The following is a 20,902-nucleotide window of genomic DNA, read 5'->3' on the forward strand; positions in this document are numbered from 1 at the left end:
CGCCATGCCCATGATGCAAGCACTGTTCAACGGCCTGTCGGGCCTGCTGGGCTTCTCGCGCGACCTGGAGAAGATCGGCAACAACATTTCCAATATGAATACGCCGGGCTTCCGCGGCCAGACTGCGTTCTTCGAGAACGCCGGCGACGGCATCGGCACCACGCTGTCGCAGGACGTGACCGACCTGGGCCAGGGCGATACGCAGCAGACCGGCACCAGCACCGACGCGGCGATCCAGGGCAAGGGCCTGTTCGTGCTGCGCGACGACAACGGCAATTTGTTCTATACGCGCGGCGGCCATTTCCGTTTCGACGACAGCGGCCAGCTGATCGACGACGTCACCGGCTACCGCGTGGCCGCGCTCAACGACGCTGGCGGGCTGGCGGATTTCAGCATTGCCGATCTGCAGACGCTGCCGCCGCAGGCCACCACCTCGGTGAATTTCAGCGGCAATCTTTCGCCGAACGACACCACCCAGCAGGTCACCGGGCTGCAGGTGTACGACGCTTCCGGCGGCCTGCACACGCTGACGGTGACGCTGACCAACAACAAGGCCGTTACCGCCAACGACTGGCTGGTCTCCGTGAAGGAGGGCAGCAACGTGGTTGGCAGCGGCGAGCTGCGTTTCGATACCAGCGGTACGCCGACGCCGGGTTTCAACAGCTTCAACGTCACCATCAGCGGCAACGGCGCGAGCCAGCAGGTGACCTTCAATGCGGGTACGCCGGGCGGGTTCTCCGGCGCGACGCAGATTACCGGCGCGAGCTCCAATATCGGTGCGCATGCGGTCGACGGCCACGCCGTGGTGGGCATGTCGCAGGTGAGCTTCGATAGTGCTGGCCTGCTGCAGATCACCTACTCGGACAACGAGAAGAAGACCGGCCCGCAGCTGGCGCTCGCCGAAGTGGCGGACGAACAGCTGCTGCAGCTCGGCCCGGGTGCGCTATATACCGCCGGGCCGGATGTGAAGCTCAATTACGGCAAGGCCACCTCCGGCCATCTGGGCAAGATCCTGGGCGGCAGCCTGGAACAGTCGAACGTCGACCTGACCCGCGAGCTGACCGAGATGATCATCGTGCAGCGCGGCTACCAGGCCAGCTCGCGCGTGCTCACCGTGACCGACAGCATGCTGCAGCAGCTGTATTCCAGCACGGGAGGCGGCGGTGGCGGCTAAGGCGTTTGGTTGGATGGGCGAAACGCGCCGCCACGCGGTCATGGCGAAGGCGGGCGCCGTGGTGCAGGCGTGGTGGAATGCCTGGGCCATGAGCGCGGCGCAGGTGCTTGCCGACGGCGGCGCCGACGTGGTGCCGGATGGCGTGTGCCGGCAGGTCGAAAGCCGCGGCGTGGCGTTCTGCGTCGATGGCGATCTGGTCGGTTCGCTGACCGGCCTCGCGGCCAGTCAGGGCGGTGAACTTGCCGCGCATCTGGAGCGTTCCGCGCTGCTGGATCTGGCGCGCCGCATGACCGGCGTCGAGACGCTGGACGATGCGAGCCTCGGCGCGATCGAAGCCGTGCCGGACACGCTGGCCGATCCGCGCTGGGGCGGCTGTGCGCTGGTGCTTGGCATCGGCGGATTGCGCTTGCGCCTGTGGCTGGACCGGCGTGCGGCGGCGCATTGGGCGCCGGCTTCCGCGCCGCGCGTGGCTGCGCTGGTACCGCGGATCGAAGCGATTGCGCCGGCGTCCGCGCAACTGCGCGCGTCGCTCGATCTGGGCGAGATCTCGCTCGACGAACTGCAAGGCCTGGCGCCCGGCGATGTGATTGCCACGCTGGCGCCGCTGTCGCGCCCGCTGGATATCACCGTGGCCGGCGTCGACCGGCCGCTCTTTCAAGGACTGCTGGGCGAGCGCGGCGGACGCCGCGCCCTGCGCCTGGCGTCCACCGAACATCTGGAGTCCGCACCATGAATTCCGTACTGGTTGAACCGCTCGCCTTGCCGCCTCTCGCCGATGCCGAAGCGGACGAAGGCGCATCCGCTCGTGCCGCGGCGCCCGATCTGAGCCTGGTGGGCCACGTCAAAGTGCGCCTGACCGCCGTGCTCGGCGAAACCGAAGTAAGCCTCGCCGAACTGTTCGAGCTGAAGGCAGGCAAGGTGCTTACCTTGGGACAAGGACTGGAAGAGCCGGTGACTCTGCAGCTCAACGGCAAGCCCGTGGCCACCGCGCAGTTGATGGCGGTGGGCGATCACTTCGGCGTGCAGATCGTGCAGGTGCTGTAAGCCCATGCGTGTGGATGTTGCCATGCCAGCGGTCGCGGCTTCGGTCGCGCCGGCCGCGCCGATTCCTTTCAGCCATGAGAGCGCGCCTGCCGCTTCGGGAGGTGGCAGCCTGCTGGTTGCCGCTTTATTGCTGGGCGCAGCGTTTGCCGCTTTATGGTTGCTCAAGCGCAGCGGCTGGAAAGGTGGCGCACTGATCAATGGGCCGCGCACACAAGCGCCCGGCGTCAGCGTTGCGCAACGGCTGCGCCTGGGGCCCGGTTGTTCGGCCTATGTGCTGCATGATGGCGACGAGCGGCTGCTGGTGGTGGAGGCGCGCAGCGGTGTGCAGGTAGCTGCGCTGCGTCCGCTTGCGTCAACGGCCAACGATGGAGCCGCGCCATGAAGGCGCGCTTGCGGCGCTATGTGTGGCTGGCTTTCGCGGCAGTGTTCGGCGTGGCGTTCTGCCTGCCCGCGGCCGCGGCGATCGATCCGCTGCGCGATGCGGTGAACCAGAACAGTGCGGATCTCGCGCCGGCGCTGCGGCAGGTGGCGGTGCTCACGGCGCTGTCGTTGCTGCCGGCGCTGCTGATCGCGATGACCTCGTTCACCCGCATCGTGATCGTGCTGTCCATGCTGCGCACGGCGCTGGGCCTGCAGCAGACACCGCCGAACGCGGTGGTGATCACGCTGTCGCTGTTCCTTACCTTGTTTTCGATGATGCCGGTGCTGCAGTCGGCCAAGGACCATGCGCTGGATCCGTGGCTGGTCAACGGCATCAGCACGGAAACGGCGGTGACGCAGGGCTTTCAACCGTTCAAGGAGTTCATGATCCGGCAGACCCGCGAAGGCGATCTGCGCGCGGTGGTGGACATGGCCGGCGCGGCGCAGCCCAAGTCGCTGGCCGACGTACAGGCACTGCACCTGATTCCGGCCTTCATGCTGAGTGAGTTGCGCACAGCCTTCCAGATCGGCTTCGTGATCTTCCTGCCGTTTCTGCTGATCGACCTGGTGGTGGCGGCGATCCTGATGGCGCTGGGCATGATCATGGTGCCGCCGGCCACCGTGAGCCTGCCGCTGAAGGTGCTGCTGTTCCTGCTGATCAACGGCTGGGTGCTCGTGGCGCAGGCCCTGCTGGGAAGCTACAGGCACTGAAATGGCCGCCATGCCGTATCCAGCGCAGGAGCACGCCGCCGAACCCGGCGCCGAGCTGTGGACGCGCTGGCGCGTGGCCGGGGACATGCAGGCGCGCGAGGCCTTGCTCGGACACTACGTGGGCTGGGCGCGCAAGCTGGCGCGCGCCGTGTTCATGCGCGTGCGCGGACGCAGCGCCGACTGGCCGGATTACGTGCAGAACGCCTCGATCGGCCTGATCGAAGCCATCGACGCTTTCGACCACCGGCGCGGCGTGCCGTTCGAGGCCTATGCCAGGCAGCGCGTGCGCGGCGCGGTGTTCAACGGATTGCGCGCGCTGGCGGGCACGCACGAGGTGCGCCAGCAGGTGCGCGCCGATGGCATCGATTCCCTGCTGGAAGAAACCGAGGACGATCCGGTCGAGCGCCTGGTGCGGCTGGTGGCGTCGCTGGGTGCGGGCTATGCCTTGTCGGTGCCGGTCGAACCGGAACACAGCAGCGTGCCCACACCCTACGACGAGGCGGTGCGCCACCAGCTGAGCGATCGCGTCCATCGCCATCTGGCCCGCCTGCCTGAGCGGGAGCGCCTGGTGCTGCAGCTGCATTATCTGCAGCATATGGCCTTCGTGGAGATCGCCCTGGCGCTGGCGCTGACCAAGGGCAGGATTTCCCAGCTGCATCGACAGGGACTCGAACGGTTAAGATCGCTGATGCAGGCGGACGCCTGGCAATTCGTGCTTTAGCTGCCGGCATGCCCGGCCCAACCAGGTCTCCCGATGGATCGCATACGCCCTACCCAGACTTCGGCCCTGATCGATGCGCTGCGCAAGCTTTCCAGGTCGAAAGCGGGCGCGGCGGACACAGAAACGGGCGCTGCGGCGGGCGATACCGCGCCACCGGATCTGCGTGGCGAACTGCGCAGCCTTGCGGCGGGCGTAGATATCGACAGCGAGGAAGCCTTACGCGCGATCCAGCCCCAGCTGCTGCGCTGCATCCTGCAGCATGAGTGGGGTAAGGACGTGGAGAGCGATCCGGCCTTTACAGGCGTGGTCAGCGCGGTCAACGAGGCGATGTTGCGCGATCCGCGCCTGCAGGCCGTGCTGCGCGAGGCGCTGCACGCCTTGCGCTGAACCTCAGGCCCAGGCGCGCGGGTGCAGTGCTGCTGGCGGCAGCCGCGAAGCATCGCGCTGATCGTCGGGCGAGGGTTGCGAAGGGCGGCGCCAGTCCAGCGCGCGCAGGAACACGGCACGCGCTTCATCCAGGAACTGTTCGCGCTGCCGGCGTGCGGCGCGGCGCTTGCTGGGCAGCAGGCGTACCGGGCGGCGGGCGCCGAAGCGCGGGAGTTCGTGGAAGCCGTGCTCGCCGGGGATGCCGCCGTTTTCCTGCCAGAAGCTGTCGTAGTCGGCGTGGATGCGCGCGGCGAAGGGATGCGCCGCTTGCGCCACGCCGCGCAGGCGCTCGATGCCGTAGAGGCGCGCAAGCACGCGCATCAAGGTGAGCAGCAGGTTCTTCGGCCGCACGCCGTGGCTGCCGCGGGTGAACTCGCGGATCGGCGCGCGGCCCAGGAACGACCACGAGCCCTGCATCGCGCCGATCAGCAGGCCGTCCTCGCCGCCGAAGGTGAAGATGCACGAGGACAGCACTTCCTTGCTGCCGGTGACCAGATAGAGCCCCAGTTCGCCCATCGCACGCACGGCGGGCTTGCGCAGATGCAGATGGACGGCTTCGCCGTTGCGCAGCCGCAGGGTGCCGATGCGCACGTCGTGGCCGCGCAGCAGCTTGTCGCGCAGGCGCGGCGGAAAACGTTCGAGCAGGAACCGGTAATGCGCCTGCAGGATGCGCAGGCGTGCCGGGGCATCGAGTTCGCGCGAAATAAAGGGCGCATGCCAGCGGCTGTAGAGGCCGGGGTCGCTGCGCACGGCCTGGCGCATTTCTTCGGAACCGTCGAGAAAACGCAGCCAGTCCAACTGGCGCGGCAGATAGGCGAGGCTATGGCGGGCGTGGCTCAGATAGCCGTGGATCTGGCGCGGTGCGGGGGTGTAGCCCAGGTCCCAGCGCCCCTGGAACGACCGCAGCAGCAAGAGCGCTCCCGCTCGCGGCGCTAGCGCCGCAGGGGCTGCGTCCAGCCACTCTTCGTGTACTGCTGCCTTCATGAGGATTCCGGTCCAAGCCGCTTGAACGGAAGCCAAGACGGCCGATGTCGGAATTTTTGAAATGCGCGGTGAAGAGGCTGTCAAAAAAGCCGCGATACATCACGCGATGGTTTCGCCGCCAGTCAGTTTCGCCGAAAAAACCTGCGTCAGCCCGCTCAGGCGTCCCAGCCTTCGTCGTCGAACGCCGCGATATCGGTGGCTTCGCCGGTGATCGCCTCGCGCAGCGGGGTCATCTGGCGATTCACTTCGTGGCACCAGTGTTCCATCGATTCGCTGAGCACGCGGGCGCGCGACTGCGCTTCCACTTCGTCCAGCGGGGCCACGATGGCTTCGTACAGGGCGGCCAGTTCGTCGCGCGGGACGATGGTGCCGGCCAGGCGGTGGTAGTCGCTGAGGCGGGTGTGCAGTTCCTCGAGGGTGCGGTAGAGCGGAGGCGGGAAATCGCCGGGCAGGCCGGTGAGCAGGGCGTCGAGTTCGCCCAGGTCGAAGGCGATCTGGGGGGCGTGGACCAGGGTGGCGATGGGCATGGTGGGCTCCGGGAATCGGGCTATGTTCGCGCCGAACGCCGCGAGAGGGAAACCCTTCTTATGCGTCGCGCCGGCTGCGCGCCCTGAGCAGGCACAGGGTGCGCCCCGGCACCGTCAGCATCCCCGGGCTGTCGTAGCGGTTGTTTTCCTGCAGCGAGGCGTCGGTCGACAGCAGCAGCCGCCATTCCTGCACGTCTTCCACCGCCGGCAGCTGGAAGCGCAGCGGCTCTTCGCCGGCATGGACGATCAGCAGCAGGCTGAGGTCCTCGCCCATGCGGCGGATGCCGGTGGGGCTGGCGCGGCCGTCGAGCAGCATGCCCAGGCTGCGGCTGGAAGCTTCGTGCCAGTCGGCCTCCTGCATGGGTGTGCCGGCGGCGGTGAGCCAGGTGACATCGCGCACGCCGAACACGTCGTCCGGCTCGCCGGTCAGGAAGCGGTTGCGGCGCAGCAGCGTGTGGCGCTTGCGCAATGAGGTGAGCTTGCGCACGAAGCGCACCAGCTCCTCGTTGGCGCGCGGTCCGCGCCAGTCCAGCCAGGCCAGTTCGTTATCCTGGCAATAAGCATTGTTGTTGCCCTGCTGGGTGCGCGCGAATTCATCGCCCGCCACCAGCATGGGCGTGCCGCGCGCCAGCAGCAGGGAGGCGAGCAGGTTGCGGCATTGCTTGCGGCGCACGCTCTCGATCGCTTCGTCGCCGCTCGGACCTTCCACGCCGTAGTTGCAGCTGAGGTTGTGGTCGTTGCCGTCGCGGTTGTCTTCGCCGTTGGCTTCGTTGTGCTTCTGCTCGTAGCTGACCAGGTCGGCCAGGGTGAAGCCGTCGTGCGCGGTGACCAGGTTGACCGAGGCATACGGCCGGCGCCCGCGCCGGTCGAACAGGTCGGCCGAACCGGTAAGGCGCGTGGCCAGTTCGCCGATCATGCCTTCGTCGCCGCGCCAGAACGCGCGCAAGGTATCGCGGAAGCGGTCGTTCCATTCGGCCCAGCCGGGCGGGAAGCCGCCGCTCTGGTAGCCGCCGGGGCCCAGGTCCCAGGGCTCGGCGATCAGTTTCACGCGGCTGAGGATGGGATCCTGCCCACAGGTGTCGAAAAAGCCGCCGTCCTGGTCGAAGCCGTGCGATTCGCGCCCAAGGATGGTGGCCAGGTCGAAGCGGAAGCCGTCCACGCGCATGTCGCGCGCCCAGTAGCGCAGCGAATCGGTCACCAGCTGCAGGGTGCGCGGATGGCTGAGATTGAGCGTGTTGCCGGTGCCGGTGTCGTTGATGTAGCGGCGCGGATCGTCGGCCAGCCGGTAGTAGCTGCGGTTGTCGATGCCGCGCAGCGACAGTGTGGGTCCGAGTTCGTTGCCTTCGGCGGTGTGGTTGTAGACCACGTCCAGCAGCACCTCCAGTCCGGCGTCGTGGAAATGCGAGACCATCGACTTGAACTCGTCGATGCTGTGCACGCTCATATAGCCGGGGTGCGGCGCGAAGAACGCCAGCGTGTTGTAGCCCCAGTAATTGCGCAGGCCCTTCTCCAGCAGGTGCTTGTCGTCGACGAAGGCATGCACCGGCAGCAGCTCCACCGAGGTGACGCCGAGCGAGCGGATGTAGTCGGTGACCTCCTGCGCCGCCATGCCGGCGAAGCTGCCGCGCAGTTCCGGCGCGATGCCGGGGTGGCGCATGGTGTAGCCGCGCACGTGGGCCTCGTAGATCACCGTGTTTTCCCACGCCACCCGCGGCGCGCGGTGGCGGCCCCAGGTAAAGGCCGGGTCGATCACGCGGGCCTTGGGTACGTAGGGCGCGCTGTCGCGTGTGTCGAACGACAGGTCGCGGTCGCGATGGCCCAGCGTGTAGCCGAACACGGCGTCGTGCCATTGCAGTTCGCCGACGATGTGCTTGGCATAAGGGTCCAGCAGCAGCTTGTTCGGATTGAAGCGATGGCCTTCGTCCGGTTCGTAGGGGCCGTGCACGCGGTAGCCGTAGATCTGGCCGGGGCGCGCATCGGGCAGATAGCCGTGCCATACCTCGTCGGTGTACTCGGGCAGCACGATGCGTTCGGTTTCCTTGCCGTCCCGATCGAACATGCACAGCTCGACGCGCGTGGCATACGCGGAGAACAAGGCGAAGTTGACGCCCAGCCCGTCCCAGGTCGCGCCCAGCGGGTAGGGCAGGCCTTCGCGCACGCGCGACTGGCGGCGCGCCGGGTGCGGCGCGGCGTCGTGCGGATCCACCGGCTTGGCGCGGCGCTCTTCAGGGGGCATCGTCGTCGCCACCGCTGCTTTCCTCCGCTTCCACCAGCCGCGTGGCCGCGTACCAGTGGCGCAGCTCCTGTCCGGCCGGACAGCCTTCCGCTTCCCAGATATGGTGGGCGAGTTCGCGGATGCGCTGCTCGCGCTCCTCGTCGCCGCTCGCTGTGTCGCTCATGTGGCCTCCTGATCCTGCGCGTACAGCACCGCCAGCGGCAGCTGCGCGAACAGGGCGGAACAGAATCCTGCCGCCGCGCCGCCGGGCATCGCGCGACGCCCGTCCAGCGCGTCGATGAAGCCGCCGGGCGGCGGGTCTTCCAGGCGCAGTCTGCCGTCGCCCCAGTGTTCTTGCGGTATGCGCGGCGTGCACGCGCCGCGCAGCCAGTCCGCGCACAGATGCGGCACGGCGACGACGAGGCGATGGCCATGGCAGCGCCGCTCGAAGGCCAGCACGCGTTCGCGCGCGGCGCCTTCCACCGGTACGGGGCGATAGCCGCCGGCATCGAACACGACGGGCACGCGGCGGCGCAGATGCAGCAGGCGCGCGAGCAGCCATTGCTTGATCGCGCCATCGCGGAAGCGTTCGAGCAGTTCGGCCACCGGTGTTTCCGCGACCGCCGTGGCGCTGCGCGCCGCGTAGTCGACCGCGCGCCGGTTGTCGGGATCGACCAGCGACTGATCCCAGTAGTCGGTGCCCTGGTAGAGATCCGGCAGGCCGGGCAGGGTGTTGCGCAGGACCACCGTCGCCAGACCTTTCGCCGCGCCCGGCACGTCCAGCTCATGGGCCGCGGCGGCGATCTCGTGCAGCAACCTGCCGTCGGGTACGAACAGCTCCTGCAGCAGCGCCTGCGCCGCGCCTTCGCAGGCTTCGTCCGGCGCGGTCCAGCTGGTGCGCAGGCGCGCTTCGCGCAAGGCTTTCATCCACCAGGCATGGATGCGCTCGCGATAGGCGGCCAGCGCCGCGGCTTGCCGCGGCTGCAGCTCCAGCGGCCAGGCGGCGACGATGGTCTGCAGCAGCATCGACAGATCGCCGGCATCGATGCTGCAACGCGCCTGCAGCGCACGTATCCACGCATCGGCGCGCACGCTCCAGTCGCCGGCCAGCTCGCTCAGCACGGCCAGCCGCGCGCGGGTGTCCTCGCCGCGCTTGTGGTCGTGCGTGGCGGTGGCGTTGAGGCTGTGCGGCCATTGCCCGGCGCGGCGCTGCATGGCCGCATGGAAAGCCTCCGGCGCCAGCGCGAAGATGGCCGGATCGCTGCCCACTTCGTTGCGCGAAAGCAGCACGCCATAGCGATAGCCCGCGGTGTCTTCCACCGCCTTGGCGCACAGCGGCGCAGCCAGCTGCTCGAAGCGCTGCCGCGCGCGCTTCAGCGCCACGCCGGCCAGGCCGGGCATCGCCGACGGCACGCGTTCCAGCAGCTGCCGGCGCAGCCATTCGCGGGCGGGGCGATCGTCGCTGCGGCCGTCGCGCGCGGCGCGTTCGAAGGCGATGACCAGCGCCTCGCTGTCCGCCGCGGTGGCGATCGCGGGGCCGAGATAGCTGCGGTAGACCGGCAGGCGCGCGAGCACGCCGTACAAGGCGCGCGCCAGCGCGGCGGCGCTGAGGTCGCCGTCTTCCGGCTGGGTGGCCAGATAGGTTTCCCACTGGCGCAGGCAGCGGATGAAATCGCTGCGCAGGCCGTAGCGCAACCATAGCCGGCGCGCGCGGCGTTCCTCGCGGCGGAAGTCCGGCGCGTGGCCGGTGCAGGCCTGCCACAGGCGTGCGAGCGCGGCGTGGCCGCGCGGATCGTGCTGCACGGCGCCGATCAGGTCCATCGCGTCGTAGCCGGTGCTGCCTTCCACCGGCCAGTCGCGCGGCAATGTTTCGCCGGGGGCGAGGATCTTTTCCACATACAGGCGCACCGCCTGCGCCGGACGGCCGGACTGTGCGGCGGCCTCGTCCATCGCGGTGCGCAGGCGCCGCAGATACAGGCGCGGGCAGGCGATGCCGTCCACGTGATCCACGCGCAGGCCATCGACCCAGCCGCGCGCGATCAGCGCCAGCGGCAGCGCATGCACGGCGTCGAAGGCCTCGCCGTGGTCCATGTCCAGCGCCACCAGCGCGTCGATATCGAAGAAGCGCCGGTAATTGATCACGTCCGGTCCGCTGCGCCACCACGCCGGACGGTAGTGCTGCAGCTCCAGCAGGCGGCGCATCGCCGCGGGCGGCAGGGGCAGGTCCAGCGGCAGGCCCAGGCTGCGCAGATGTTCGAACGAACCCTGCGCCAGCGGCAGGCGCAGTTCGCCATAGGCCAGCTCGCTGTCCGCTTCGCCCGCGTGCGTGAGCGTGAGGCCGCCTTCGTCCAGCACCTCGGCCAGCGGCTTGGCCAGCACCGGCAGCCATACGCGCCCCTCGGCTTCGGGCGAGCTCCAGTCGATGTCGAACCATCCGGCGTAGCGGCTTTCACGTCCGTGCTGCAGCACGTCGCGCCACCAGGGGTTCTCGACGGACGCGGCCATATGGTTCGGCACGATGTCCAGCAGCAGGCCCATGCCGTGCGCATGCAGCGCCTCGACCAGCGCGGCCAGGGCCTCCTCCCCGCCGAGCGCCGCGCTGACGCGGGTGGGATCGACCGCGTCGTAGCCGTGCGTGGAACCGGTGCGGGCCTGCGCGATCGGCGACAGATACAGATGGCTGATGCCCAGCGCCGCGTAGTAGGGCACCTGCGCGGCGGCGGCGCGCAGGTCGAATTCCGGGCGCAGCTGCAGGCGCGCGGTGGCGGTCCAGGGTTTCATGCGGGACTCCGTTCGCGCGACAGCCAGTCCAGCGCCTCGCGCAGGCGCACGCCTTGCCAGCGCAGGCGGCGGCGCCAGTTGGGGTGTTCGGCCACGGTGCCCGGCACGTTGACCTGCTCACGGCGTTCGAGCAGGTCTTCGAGGGGAATCAGCGCCAGGGGCGAGGCCGCACGCAGCGTCATGGCGATGGCCGCGCGCGCCGGTGAAAGGCCGCGCCGCGCGGCGGCGCGATCGAGCGCGGCGGCCTCGCGCCGCCGCGCGGCGTGGGCACGGCGCTGCGCGCCGGCGGGCCATTGCTGTGCACGCGCCAGCACGTCGAGATCCACGCCGTCGCGCCAGCCGGCCAGCGGCGGCAAGTCGTGGGTGGTGCTCATCGCCACCGCGCCGCGGCGCCATTGCGCGGGGTCGATAAAGCGGCCGCGCGCATCGCGGGTGAACAGCAGCACGTCCAGGCCCAGCACGCCGTGCCGGGCCAGCGTGGCGCGCAGGCCGGCGGGCACGGTGCCGAGGTCTTCGCCGATCACCACGCAGCGGTGGCGCCACGATTCCAGCGCCAGCAGGCCGAGCAGCTCGCGCAGCGGATAGCGCACGTAGCCGCCTTCGTTCGCGTCGAGGCCGGCAGGAATGAGCCAGGCGCGCGACCAGCCGAGGATATGGTCGATGCGCACGCCGCCGCCGCGCGACATCGCCGCGCGCAGCAGGTCGATCAGCGGGCGGTAGCCGCTGGCGCGCAGGCCTTGCGGCGCGTAGGCGGCGAGGCCCCAGGCCTGGCCCTGCGCATTGAAGGCGTCCGGTGGCGCGCCGAGTTGCGCGCCTTGCATCAGCAGGTCGCGGGATTGCCAGGCTTCGCCGCCGCCCGGCTGGAAACCTGCCGCGATATCCCACACCAGCCCCAGGCGCTGCCCCGCCTGCCGCGCCTGCGCGTGTGCATGCGCCCAGCAGGTGGCGGCCAGCCATTGCAGGAAGCACTCGAAGGCGATGCGCGGCGGATGCGCGCGGGCGAAGGCCCGCACGGCGGCATCGAGGCCGCGCGGGTCGCGCCCGCTGCGCCCATCGGGGGTGCCGTCCCGTTCGAGCTGCCAGCGTTGATAGGCGGCGAAGCCGGCGTAGGCGCGCAGCGCGGCGCCGCCCTGGCGCACGAACCGGCGCAGCCCGGCCAGCGCCGGTTCGCGTTCGCCATGGCGTTCGAACAACTGCCACCACACGCGATGGCGCAGCGCGTACTGCGCGGGCCAGTCGATAAGGCGCGCCCGTTCGGCGCGCGTCCAGGCTTCGGCGGCGCCGGCGTGCCGGATGGCATCGTGCAAGGCGCTTTCGCCGAAGACGGTGGCCGGATCGATCTGCAGCCAGTCCAGCCACGCGCGATGCGACGGCGCATAAGGACTGTGCAGCCCGGTCACCGGAGCGGCCGCGTGCAGCGGACTCAAAGCCAGCGCATCGCCGCCGGCCGCGCCGACCCGGGTGCCCAGTTCGCCGACGGCGCGGCTGTCGCCCAGGCCGCCATCGCCGCTGCGCCGCAGGCTGTACACCTGCGACGCCAGACCCCACAGGCGCGGCGAGGTGCTGGCGAGATCGGCCGGGCCGAAGCAGCGCGGCGGCGCCACCGCGAGCGTCAGCGTGCGGGCACCGTGCCGCCAGCTGTAATAGCCGGGCGTCGACGGTGCGCGGCCGTTCTTCAATGCCATGCGGCGGCCTGTTTCGTCCACGGCATGCCGCGCGCCGCCGCCAGGCAGTTCGCCGCCGATGGGAAGCACGAGACAAGGCTCTTCATGCGCGTCGATCGGAGGCAGTGCATGCAGCAGTCCTTCCAGCGTGCGGTCGGAGAGACGGCATGGCTTGCCCTGCGCATCGGTCCAGCGCACCCGGATGCCGGCCGCCGCCGCCCGTGCCTGCAGGCCATCACGCGGCATGGCCGGGTCCATGCCAGGCACCGAAACTGCCGGGCGGCAGGCCATCGCCGGATGCGGCGCCATGCGCGTCTTCCCCATGCACGCGGCGGCTGCCATCGGGCGCGGCGAAAGCGACCGCGCGCTCGCCGAGATTGAACGCCAGCGTCCACAGCGAACCATCGGCGAGCTCCCAGCGTGCCGCCAACGCGGCTTCGCCCAGGCGTTCGCAGCCGAGCGCGCGGCAAGGTTCCAGCCGTGGCACCAGTACGCGCAGGCGCAGCTCCAGCAGGCCGCGGAACCATGCACGCGCGGCCGCCGCAGCACCGGCATCGTCCACGCGCGGCACCGAAGCCTCGAACGTCGCCCGCGCATTCGGGTCGGGAATCCGCGCCCGCTGCTGCGCCGACGCATACGCGCTGAACGCGGCGAACTCCGCGCGCCGGCCCTCGCGCACTTTCGCGCCCAGCTCCGCCGGATGGCTGGTGAAGTACAGGAACGGCGTGGCGCAGCCCCATTCGTCGCCCATGAAGAACAGCGGCACCATCGGGCTCAGCGCCACCAGCGCCATCGCCACCCGCCAGCGCGCCGGCGGCACCAGCGCGCTCAGCCGTTCGCCCAGCGCGCGGTTGCCGATCTGGTCGTGGTTCTGCAGGAACAGCACGAACGACGTCGGCGCCAGGTCACCGCTGGGCTGGCCGCGGCGGCGGCCGTGGCGGTCGCGCTGGCCCTGGAAGGCGAAGCCTTCGGACAGCACCCGGGCGAGCCGGCCCAGCGGATCGCGTGCGTAGTCGGCGTAGTAGCCCTCGTGTTCGCCGGTCAGCAGCACGTGCAGCGCGTTGTGGCCGTCGTCGTTCCATTGCGCGCGGGCCGCGCCGCGCAGCAGGCCGGCGTCGTTGCGCTCGTTTTCCAGCACGAGATGCACGTGGCGGCCGCGCGGCAGGCGCTCGCGCACGGCCTGTGCCAGCCGCGGCACGAAGGTGGGCGAGGCGATCGCATGCACCGCATCCAGGCGCAAGCCGTCCAGGCGGAACTCCTCCAGCCACATCAGCGCGTTGTCGATAAAGAAGCGGCGCACCTGTGCGCGGCGGAAATCGATGGCCGCGCCCCAGGGCGTGGCCTGGTCGCCGCGGAAGAATGCGGGTGCATAGGCGTGCAGATAGTTGCCGTGCGGGCCGAAGTGGTTGTAGACCACGTCGAGCAGCACCATCAGGCCCAGTCCGTGCGCGGCGTCGACCAGGGCCTTGAGCGCGTCCGGCGTGCCGTACGAGGACTCCGGCGCATACGGCAGCACGCCGTCGTAGCCCCAGTTGCGCTGGCCGGGAAATTCGCCCACCGGCATCAGTTCGATCGCGGTATAGCCGGCGGCGCGGATCGACGCCAGGCGCTCGCGCACGCCGTCGTAGCCGCCGAGGCAGCCCACGTGCAGTTCGCAGATGACGGCTTCTTTCCACGGCCGGCCGGCCCAATCGGGATGGCGCCATGGATAGTGCGGATCGACCACCACGCTATAGCCGTCCACATCGCCTTGCTGGCGGCGCGAAGCCGGATCCGGCACTTCGCTGGCGCCATCGATGCGATAGCGGTACGCGGTACCCGCGGGCACGTCGAGCAGCAGTTCGAACTCGCCATGCGGCTTTGCGCGCATCGCGTGCGCTTGCGCCCCGATTATCAGCTCCACGTGCCGCGCCGCCGGCGCCCACAGGCGAAAGCGCACGCCGCGCCCGGTGAGGATGGCGCCGTAGCGGCAGGCCTGCGCCGCCATCTCACTCGCCTTCGGCGCGCAGGATCACCGTGGCCAGCGGCGGCAGCAGCAGCGACAGCGAATGGGCGTGGCCGTGGCTGGGCACCGGCTCGCTCGCCAGCATGCCGCCGTTGCCCAGGTTGCTGCCGCCATAGGCGGCGCTGTCGGTATTACACAGCTCGCGCCAGGTGCCGGCATGCGGCACGCCGACGCGGTAGCCGTGGCGCGGCACCGGGGTGAAGTTGCATACCGCCAGCAGCGGCGGCGCCTGGTGCTGGCCGAAGCGCAGGAAGGCGTAGACCGACTGCGCCGTATCGTCGGCAACCACCCACGAGAAGCCGCGCGGATGATCGTCGTTCTCGTGCAGCGCCGGTTCCACCACCAGCAGGCGGTTGAGGTCGGCGAGCAGGCGGCGCACGCCTTCGTGCAGCGGATACCGCAGCAGGCTCCAGTCGAGCGCGCCATCGTGGCTCCATTCCCAGGGGCTGGCGAATTCGCCGCCCATGAACAGCAGTTTCTTGCCGGGATGCGCCCACATGAAGCCGTAATACGCGCGCAGGTTGGCGAAGCGCTGCCATTCGTCGCCGGGCATGCGCTGCAGCAGCGAGCCTTTGCCATGCACCACTTCGTCGTGCGAGAGGGCCAGGATGAAGCGCTCGGCGAACGCGTAGGTCATGCCGAAGGTGAGCTCGTGATGGTGATGCCGGCGATGGATCGGATCGCGCTTCATGTAGCCGAGCGTGTCGTGCATCCAGCCCATGTTCCATTTGTAGGCGAAGCCCAGGCCGCCGTCGCTGGCGCTGCCGGTCACGCCGGGCCAGGCGGTGGACTCTTCCGCGATCAGCATCGCGCCGGGGCAGTGCTCGGCCACGCGCCGGTTGAGATGGCGCAGGAAGCCGATCGCTTCCAGGTTTTCGCGGCCGCCTTGATGATTGGGAATCCATTCGCCCTCGCGGCGGCTGTAGTCGCGGTAGAGCATGCTGGCCACCGCATCCACGCGCAGGCCGTCGACGTGGAAACGCTCCAGCCATTCCAGCGCATTGCCGAGCAGGAACTGGCTGACCTCGCGGCGGCCGTAGTTGTAGATCAGCGTGTGCCAGTCGTGATGGAAGCCTTCGCGCGGATCGGCATGCTCGTACAGCGCGGTGCCGTCGAAGCGCTGCAGGCCGTGGGCGTCGTCGGGGAAGTGCGCGGCGACCCAGTCCACGATCACGCCGATGCCGGCGACGTGGCAGGAGTCGACGAAGCGCGCGAAGTCGTCCGGACTGCCCAGGCGCGCGGTGGGCGCATACAGGCCCACCGGCTGATAGCCCCAGGAGCCGCCGAACGGATGCTCGCTCACCGGCAGCAGCTCGATGTGGGTGAAGCCCAGCTCCTGCACGTAGGGAATCAGTTCGCGCGCCAGGCGCGGCCAGTCGTAGCCGGAGCCGTCCTCGGCGCGGCGCCAGGAGCCGGCGTGCACTTCGTAGATCGACAGCGGCGCGTCGCGCCGCGCATGCCGCGTGCGGCGTTCCATCCAGTGCGCGTCGTGCCATTTGACCTGCAGCGGCGCGGCCACCACCGAGGCGGAGGCGGGCGGGTGTTCCATCTGGCGCGCATACGGATCGGCCTTCAGCGGCAGCAGGCGGCCATGGCGGTCCAGCAGTTCGTACTTGTAGCGCGCGCCGGGCACGACGCCGGGCAGGAAGATTTCCCACACGCCGGCGGCGTGGCGGCAGCGCATGGGGTGGCGGCGGCCGTCCCAGCCATTGAAGTCGCCCACCACCGACACGCGCCGCGCATTCGGCGCCCACACCGCGAAGCGCACGCCGCCGACGCCGTTCAGCGTGACCGGATGCGCGCCGAACACCTCGCCCGGACGCAGCAGCTTGCCGCGGTGGAACTGATCGAGCGCCGATTCGTCCAGCAAGGGGCCGAACGCATAGGCGTCGGCCACCACCTCGACGCTGCCGGGCCAGCGCAGGCGCAGCAGGTAGCCGGGCGGCAGGGAACGGCCGCGCGCGGCGAAGATGCCGTGTGCATCGGCCGGCTGCGCAGCGGCCCAGATCCGGCCGTCCGCATGCAGCACGTCCACGCCGAGTGCGCCGGGGGCGCAGATGCGCACCACGTCGTCCGCGCCGTCGCGATGCGGGCCCAGCCAGGCGAACGGATCGTGGTGGCGGCCTGCCGCCAGCAGGCCGCTGGCGTGCGCGTGTTCGCGCGGCTCGCTCCGGGTGTGTTCCTCCTGCGCGGGCGCGGCGGTGCTGGAGCGCCGGTGTTCCATCGGTTCAGGCCGCCGCGGAGCGGCGCGGCAGCAGCGACGCGTACAGCGCGGCATAGGCGTGCGCCGAGCGGCTCCAGTCGTGCCGCTGCAGCATCGCCGCGCGGCGCATCGCGGCCAGCAGGCGCGGTTCCTCGTGGATGCGGAACGCGCGCTGCAGCGCGCGGCGCAGGCCGGCCACGCTCGGCTCGCGGAACAGCAGGCCGGTGACGCCGTCTTCCACGGTGTCGAGCAGGCCGCCGGTGGCATAGGCGATCGGCAGGCTGCCATAGGCCTGCGCGTACATCTGGCTGAGGCCGCAGGGTTCGAAGCGCGAGGGCATCAGCAGGAAATCGGAACCGGCGAACATGCGCCGCGCCAGCGCTTCGCGGAAGCCGACATGCGCGGCCACCTGGCCGGGAAAGCGCCGCGCCAGCCGCGCGACTTCGCGCTCCATGCCCGGATCGCCGCAGCCGATCAGTGCCAGCTGGCCGCCCGCGGCAACGATCTGCGGCGCGGCCTCGCACACCATGTCGATGCCTTTCTGGTGCACCAGCCGCGCGACCATCGCAAACAGCGGCCCGCGGCTGTCGCGCAGGCCCAGTTCCACCCGCACGCGCTGGGCGGTTTCCGCGCGGGCCTCGCTGCGATGGGCGGTGAACGGCGCCGGCAGGGCCGGATCGACCGCCGGGTCCCAGCTGTCGTCGATGCCGTTGAGAATGCCGGCCAGCTGCCCCAGCGCGGCCTTCTTCCGCAGCAGCTGGTGCAGGCCCATGCCGTGCGCGCCTTCGGTGATCTCGCGGGCGTAGCTGGGGCTGACCGTGGTGAGGTGGTCCGCATGCGCCATGCCGGCGCGCAGGAAGCACAGCTGGCCGTGCGCTTCCGCCTCCGCCGCATGCGGCGGAATGTCCAGCAGGCTGCGCAGCGCCAGCGGGAAATAGCCTTGATAGGCGAGGTTGTGCAGGGTGAGCACCGTGGGTATCCGGCAGCCGTCCCAGCGCGCATAGGCGGCGGCCATCGCGGTGGGCCAGTCGTTGAGATGCAGCAGTTCCGGCTGCCAGGGCAGGTGCGCCCGGCCCGCGGCGATCTGCGCCGCGGCCATGGACAGCGTGGCGAAGCGCAGCGCGTTGTCGCTCCAGTCGGCGCCGACGGGGCTGACGTACGGCGAGCCGGGACGCTCGAACAGTTCCGGCTGCTTCAGCACGTAGATGGTGAGGCCGTCTTCGGTCTGCATGCGGCCGATCTCGCAGGCGGGCAGGCCCGCGCGCGCTTGCGTGCGTCCTTCCCATACCACCGAGCGCGCCTTGTCGAGCACGCTCGGGTAAGCCGGCAGCAGCACGCGGACGTCGAGCATCGAGCGCAGCGCGCGCGGCAGCGCGGCGGCGACGTCGCCGAGGCCGCCGGTCTTGACGAAGTCGGTCATCTCGGTGGTGATGAACAGTACGCGCGAGGGCGGCGTCGGCGCGATGCGCGTGGGGCGCGCATGGCGATGGCGGTCCGTCAGCACGCGGCGGGCCAGCGATTCGCCGTGGCGGTGGGAAGGCAGGGGATCCTTGTGCTGGAAGGGCATGGGCACTTATCTCGCGTAGGACACCGCGGCCGCGGGATGCGTGCGGCCAGGCAGCGGCAGAAGCCGGTCGGGGAGCGCGGATGAGGGAGCATCCGGCAGGCACAGGCTATGCATGCCTCGATCAAGCACGCGTATAGCGCGACCCTGCATGGCGTGAAGACGAGTGCTGCTCATGGACTCTCCGTGGCGCTGCGATCGCGTGCCGCGCAGTGCATCGCGCGCTGTCGGGCTCGTCTTCGCAGTATCGGCAGGCGCACGCCACGCATGCCGTGAAACACGCATGGACCAGATCGTTGACGATGCCGCGCAGGAGTGAGTGCAAGCAGCGAATCCGGGTCACGCCCCCATCACTTCGCGCTGTCTACGCTGCCGCGCGAAATCGCCTGACGCGTTCCATGCAGATTGCAGGGGCGAGCTTTGCGAAAGCTTGCGAAGGGGCGGTCAAAGGTTTCACTATCGGTCCGATGCCAACCTCTGGCATGCGACGCCGCGGTGCTGCCGCGGTGCGCTGCCGATGCGACAGAGGCCGATCTATGCCCCTCACCGAAGAGAACAAGTACAGACTGCTAGTGGACGCCACCATCGATCACGCCATCTACATGCTGGACACCGACGGAGCGGTGCGCAGCTGGAACCGGGGGGCGGAACGCTGCGAAGGCTACGGTGCGCAGGAGATCCTCGGCGCGCCCTTCGAGACCTTCTTCGTGCCCGAAGACCGCGCGCTGGGCTTGCCCGCGGAGATTCTCGCCAAGGCGCGGGAACAAGGACGCCACGACCTGGAATGCTGGCAGCTGCGCAAGGACGGCAGCCGCTTCTGGGCGCAGGTAACGGTGGATCCGGCCTGCGGCGACGACGGCGAGCAGGCCGGCTACGCCATCCTGGCGCGCGACCTCACCGCCGCGAAGCAGGCGCAGGAAACCCTGCGGCGCAGCGAGGAGCAGTTCCGCATCCTGGTGCAGGGCGTGACCGACTACGCCATCTATCTGCTGGACCCGGAAGGCAAGGTGTCCAGCTGGAATGCCGGCGCGCAGCGCATCAAGGGCTATGCGCCGCGCGAAATCATCGGCAAGCATTTCTCCACTTTCTATACCGACGAGGACCGCGAACGCGGGCTGCCGGCCAAGGGCCTGGCCACCGCCGCGCGGATCGGCCGCTTCGAGAACGAAGGCTGGCGCGTGCGCAAGGACGGCAGCCGCTTCTGGGCGCATATCGTGATCGACCGCATCCTGGACGACCACGGACGGCACGTGGGCTACGCCAAGATCACCCGCGACATCACCGCCCGGCGCGAGGCCGAGCAGGAGCTGGCGAACACGCGCGAGGCGCTGTTCCACGCGCAGAAGATGGAAGCCGTGGGCCAGCTTACCGGCGGCGTCGCACACGATTTCAACAATCTGCTGATGGCGATCATCGGCAATCTGGAACTGCTGACCCGCCGCCTGCAGCACGATCCTTCCAGCCTCGCCCTGCTCAACAACGCGTTGTCCGGCGCCGAGCGCGGCGCCACGCTGACCAAGCGCATGCTGGCTTTCGCGCGGCGGCAGGAGCTGAAACCCGCGGCGCTGGACCTGCGTCCGCTGGCGCGCAACCTGGTCGGGCTGATGGAGCGTTCGCTGGGGCCGCGCATCGGCGTCGACCTGGCGTTTCCGATCTCGCTGGAACGCGTGCTGGTGGACGCCAACCAGCTGGAGCTGGCCATTCTCAACCTGGTGATGAATGCGCGCGATGCGATGCCGGAAGGCGGACGCATCACGCTGGGCGCGCAGTCGGTGCAGGTGGACGAAGGCCATGCGGTGGGCCTGGCGCCCGGCCGCTATGTCTGCCTGTCGGTGACCGACGAGGGGCAGGGCATGGATGCGGCCACGCTGGAACGTGCCACCGAGCCGTTCTTCACCACCAAGGGTGTGGGCAAGGGCACCGGACTGGGCTTGTCGATGGTGCATGGCCTGGCCGAGCAGTCCGGCGGCCGGCTGGTGCTGCACAGCGAAGCGGAGCAGGGTACGCGCGCGGAAGTGTGGCTGCCGGTGGCGCCGACGGAGACGCAGATGGAGACGCCGCCCTCGCCGATGGACGAGCCTTCGCGCAACGGCCAGCTGCGCGTGATGCTGGTGGACGACGACCCGCTGATTCTCGCCACCACCGCGGCGGTGCTGGAGGACATGGGCCATCTCACCTATGAGAAGTCCTCGGCGAACGAAGCATTGGAAGCGCTGTTCGGCGGCGTGGAGCTGGACCTTTTGATCACCGACCAGATGATGCCGGGCGTGCAGGGCCATCAATTGCTGCTGCAGGTGCGTGCGCAGTGGCCGCAGCTGCCGGCGATCCTGGCGTCGGGCTATTCGGAAACGCCGAAGGATCTGCCTGGAAACGTGGTGCGCCTGGCCAAGCCGTATGGCCGCGCCGAACTGATGCAGGCGATCGACAAGGCCGTGCTGATGCAGATGCTGGCCTGAGGCCGCT

The 20,902-nt window shown here is 69.8% G+C and carries 17 protein-coding genes; 8 read left to right on the forward strand and 9 right to left on the reverse strand.

Going from position 1 to position 20,902, the window contains the following annotated elements:
• The first annotated feature begins 4 nt into the window (after positions 1-4).
• Genes FHW84_RS17360 through FHW84_RS17390 form a run of 7 tightly spaced genes read left to right on the forward strand, consistent with a single transcriptional unit; the run spans position 5 to position 4,457 of the window.
• On the forward strand, positions 5-1,174 hold the full coding sequence (locus FHW84_RS17360) for a flagellar hook-basal body complex protein (protein ID WP_243868172.1): 1,170 nt from the start codon (positions 5-7) through the stop codon (positions 1,172-1,174).
• A gap of 13 nt (positions 1,175-1,187) precedes the next feature.
• Positions 1,188-1,907 (forward strand): FliM/FliN family flagellar motor C-terminal domain-containing protein, encoded by a 720-nt coding sequence (locus FHW84_RS17365; protein ID WP_167257247.1) that lies wholly within the window; start codon positions 1,188-1,190, stop codon positions 1,905-1,907.
• Positions 1,904-2,218, forward strand: coding sequence for a FliM/FliN family flagellar motor C-terminal domain-containing protein (locus tag FHW84_RS17370; RefSeq protein WP_167257248.1), 315 nt, complete (start codon positions 1,904-1,906; stop codon positions 2,216-2,218). Before FHW84_RS17365 ends, FHW84_RS17370 begins: the two co-directional genes overlap by 4 nt.
• Before the next feature lie 22 nt (positions 2,219-2,240).
• Positions 2,241-2,600 carry a hypothetical protein gene (locus FHW84_RS17375; RefSeq protein WP_208399849.1) on the forward strand — a complete coding sequence of 120 codons (360 nt, stop codon included), beginning with the start codon at positions 2,241-2,243 and terminating at the stop codon, positions 2,598-2,600.
• Positions 2,597-3,349 (forward strand): flagellar type III secretion system pore protein FliP, encoded by a 753-nt coding sequence (gene fliP / locus FHW84_RS17380; protein WP_167257250.1) that lies wholly within the window; start codon positions 2,597-2,599, stop codon positions 3,347-3,349. The genes FHW84_RS17375 and fliP overlap by 4 nt, the downstream gene beginning before the upstream one ends.
• A 10-nt stretch (positions 3,350-3,359) precedes the next feature.
• Positions 3,360-4,070 (forward strand): sigma-70 family RNA polymerase sigma factor, encoded by a 711-nt coding sequence (locus FHW84_RS17385; RefSeq protein WP_167257251.1) that lies wholly within the window; start codon positions 3,360-3,362, stop codon positions 4,068-4,070.
• Between the two features lie 33 nt (positions 4,071-4,103).
• A complete protein-coding gene (locus tag FHW84_RS17390; protein WP_167257252.1) occupies positions 4,104-4,457 on the forward strand; it encodes a hypothetical protein in 354 nt (117 codons plus the stop codon).
• Between the two features lie 3 nt (positions 4,458-4,460).
• On the opposite strand, the gene FHW84_RS17395 is transcribed toward FHW84_RS17390, so the two are convergent.
• The 9 genes from FHW84_RS17395 to glgA all read right to left on the reverse strand — a co-directional run bounded on the left by FHW84_RS17395 (position 4,461) and on the right by glgA (position 18,442).
• Positions 4,461-5,408 carry a DUF535 family protein gene (locus tag FHW84_RS17395; protein ID WP_167257253.1) on the reverse strand — a complete coding sequence of 316 codons (948 nt, stop codon included), beginning with the start codon at positions 5,406-5,408 and terminating at the stop codon, positions 4,461-4,463.
• A 227-nt stretch (positions 5,409-5,635) separates the two neighbouring features.
• Positions 5,636-6,007 (reverse strand): hypothetical protein, encoded by a 372-nt coding sequence (locus FHW84_RS17400; RefSeq protein ID WP_167257254.1) that lies wholly within the window; start codon positions 6,005-6,007, stop codon positions 5,636-5,638.
• A gap of 58 nt (positions 6,008-6,065) precedes the next feature.
• Positions 6,066-8,243, reverse strand: a complete 2,178-nt coding sequence (gene glgX / locus FHW84_RS17405; protein WP_167257255.1) for a glycogen debranching protein GlgX — start codon at positions 8,241-8,243, stop codon at positions 6,066-6,068.
• Positions 8,233-8,406 carry a DUF2934 domain-containing protein gene (locus FHW84_RS17410; RefSeq protein WP_167257256.1) on the reverse strand — a complete coding sequence of 58 codons (174 nt, stop codon included), beginning with the start codon at positions 8,404-8,406 and terminating at the stop codon, positions 8,233-8,235. The genes glgX and FHW84_RS17410 overlap by 11 nt, the downstream gene beginning before the upstream one ends.
• Positions 8,403-11,003, reverse strand: coding sequence for a malto-oligosyltrehalose synthase (gene treY / locus FHW84_RS17415; RefSeq protein WP_167257257.1), 2,601 nt, complete (start codon positions 11,001-11,003; stop codon positions 8,403-8,405). The genes FHW84_RS17410 and treY overlap by 4 nt, the downstream gene beginning before the upstream one ends.
• Positions 11,000-12,913: a 4-alpha-glucanotransferase gene (gene malQ / locus FHW84_RS17420; protein ID WP_167257258.1), complete on the reverse strand. Its 1,914-nt coding sequence runs from the start codon at positions 12,911-12,913 to the stop codon at positions 11,000-11,002. Before malQ ends, treY begins: the two co-directional genes overlap by 4 nt.
• On the reverse strand, positions 12,903-14,654 hold the full coding sequence (gene treZ / locus FHW84_RS17425; protein WP_167257259.1) for a malto-oligosyltrehalose trehalohydrolase: 1,752 nt from the start codon (positions 14,652-14,654) through the stop codon (positions 12,903-12,905). The genes malQ and treZ overlap by 11 nt, the downstream gene beginning before the upstream one ends.
• A 1-nt stretch (position 14,655) precedes the next feature.
• The gene (gene glgB, locus FHW84_RS17430; protein WP_167257260.1) at positions 14,656-16,896 is read right to left on the reverse strand and encodes a 1,4-alpha-glucan branching protein GlgB; all 2,241 of its coding nucleotides are present in this window, start codon (positions 16,894-16,896) and stop codon (positions 14,656-14,658) included.
• Between the two features lie 4 nt (positions 16,897-16,900).
• Positions 16,901-18,442 (reverse strand): glycogen synthase GlgA, encoded by a 1,542-nt coding sequence (gene glgA, locus FHW84_RS17435; RefSeq protein WP_167257261.1) that lies wholly within the window; start codon positions 18,440-18,442, stop codon positions 16,901-16,903.
• A 533-nt stretch (positions 18,443-18,975) separates the two neighbouring features.
• On the opposite strand from glgA, the gene FHW84_RS17440 reads away from it, so the two are divergent.
• Complete coding sequence (locus tag FHW84_RS17440) at positions 18,976-20,895, forward strand: PAS domain-containing sensor histidine kinase (protein WP_167257262.1); 1,920 nt, start codon at positions 18,976-18,978, stop codon at positions 20,893-20,895.
• Positions 20,896-20,902: the final 7 nt, after the last annotated feature.

It is taken from the genome of Dyella sp. SG562, from assembly GCF_011759495.1.
Lineage (GTDB): Bacteria > Pseudomonadota > Gammaproteobacteria > Xanthomonadales > Rhodanobacteraceae > Dyella_D > Dyella_D marensis.

Bases quoted from the DNA above. Each gene is read 5' to 3' on its own strand.
- FHW84_RS17360 (WP_243868172.1), top strand. From the start codon at position 5: ATGCCCATGATGCAAGCACTGTTCAACGGCCTGTCGGGCCTGCTGGGC.
- FHW84_RS17365 (WP_167257247.1), top strand. From the start codon at position 1,188: ATGGGCGAAACGCGCCGCCACGCGGTCATGGCGAAGGCGGGCGCCGTG.
- FHW84_RS17370 (WP_167257248.1), top strand. From the start codon at position 1,904: ATGAATTCCGTACTGGTTGAACCGCTCGCCTTGCCGCCTCTCGCCGAT.
- FHW84_RS17375 (WP_208399849.1), top strand. From the start codon at position 2,241: ATGCCAGCGGTCGCGGCTTCGGTCGCGCCGGCCGCGCCGATTCCTTTC.
- fliP (WP_167257250.1), top strand. From the start codon at position 2,597: ATGAAGGCGCGCTTGCGGCGCTATGTGTGGCTGGCTTTCGCGGCAGTG.
- FHW84_RS17385 (WP_167257251.1), top strand. From the start codon at position 3,360: ATGCCGTATCCAGCGCAGGAGCACGCCGCCGAACCCGGCGCCGAGCTG.
- FHW84_RS17390 (WP_167257252.1), top strand. From the start codon at position 4,104: ATGGATCGCATACGCCCTACCCAGACTTCGGCCCTGATCGATGCGCTG.
- FHW84_RS17400 (WP_167257254.1), bottom strand. From the start codon at position 6,007: ATGCCCATCGCCACCCTGGTCCACGCCCCCCAGATCGCCTTCGACCTG.
- glgX (WP_167257255.1), bottom strand. From the start codon at position 8,243: ATGCCCCCTGAAGAGCGCCGCGCCAAGCCGGTGGATCCGCACGACGCC.
- FHW84_RS17410 (WP_167257256.1), bottom strand. From the start codon at position 8,406: ATGAGCGACACAGCGAGCGGCGACGAGGAGCGCGAGCAGCGCATCCGC.
- treY (WP_167257257.1), bottom strand. From the start codon at position 11,003: ATGAAACCCTGGACCGCCACCGCGCGCCTGCAGCTGCGCCCGGAATTC.
- malQ (WP_167257258.1), bottom strand. From the start codon at position 12,913: ATGCCGCGTGATGGCCTGCAGGCACGGGCGGCGGCGGCCGGCATCCGG.
- treZ (WP_167257259.1), bottom strand. From the start codon at position 14,654: ATGGCGGCGCAGGCCTGCCGCTACGGCGCCATCCTCACCGGGCGCGGC.
- glgB (WP_167257260.1), bottom strand. From the start codon at position 16,896: ATGGAACACCGGCGCTCCAGCACCGCCGCGCCCGCGCAGGAGGAACAC.
- glgA (WP_167257261.1), bottom strand. From the start codon at position 18,442: ATGCCCTTCCAGCACAAGGATCCCCTGCCTTCCCACCGCCACGGCGAA.
- FHW84_RS17440 (WP_167257262.1), top strand. From the start codon at position 18,976: ATGCCCCTCACCGAAGAGAACAAGTACAGACTGCTAGTGGACGCCACC.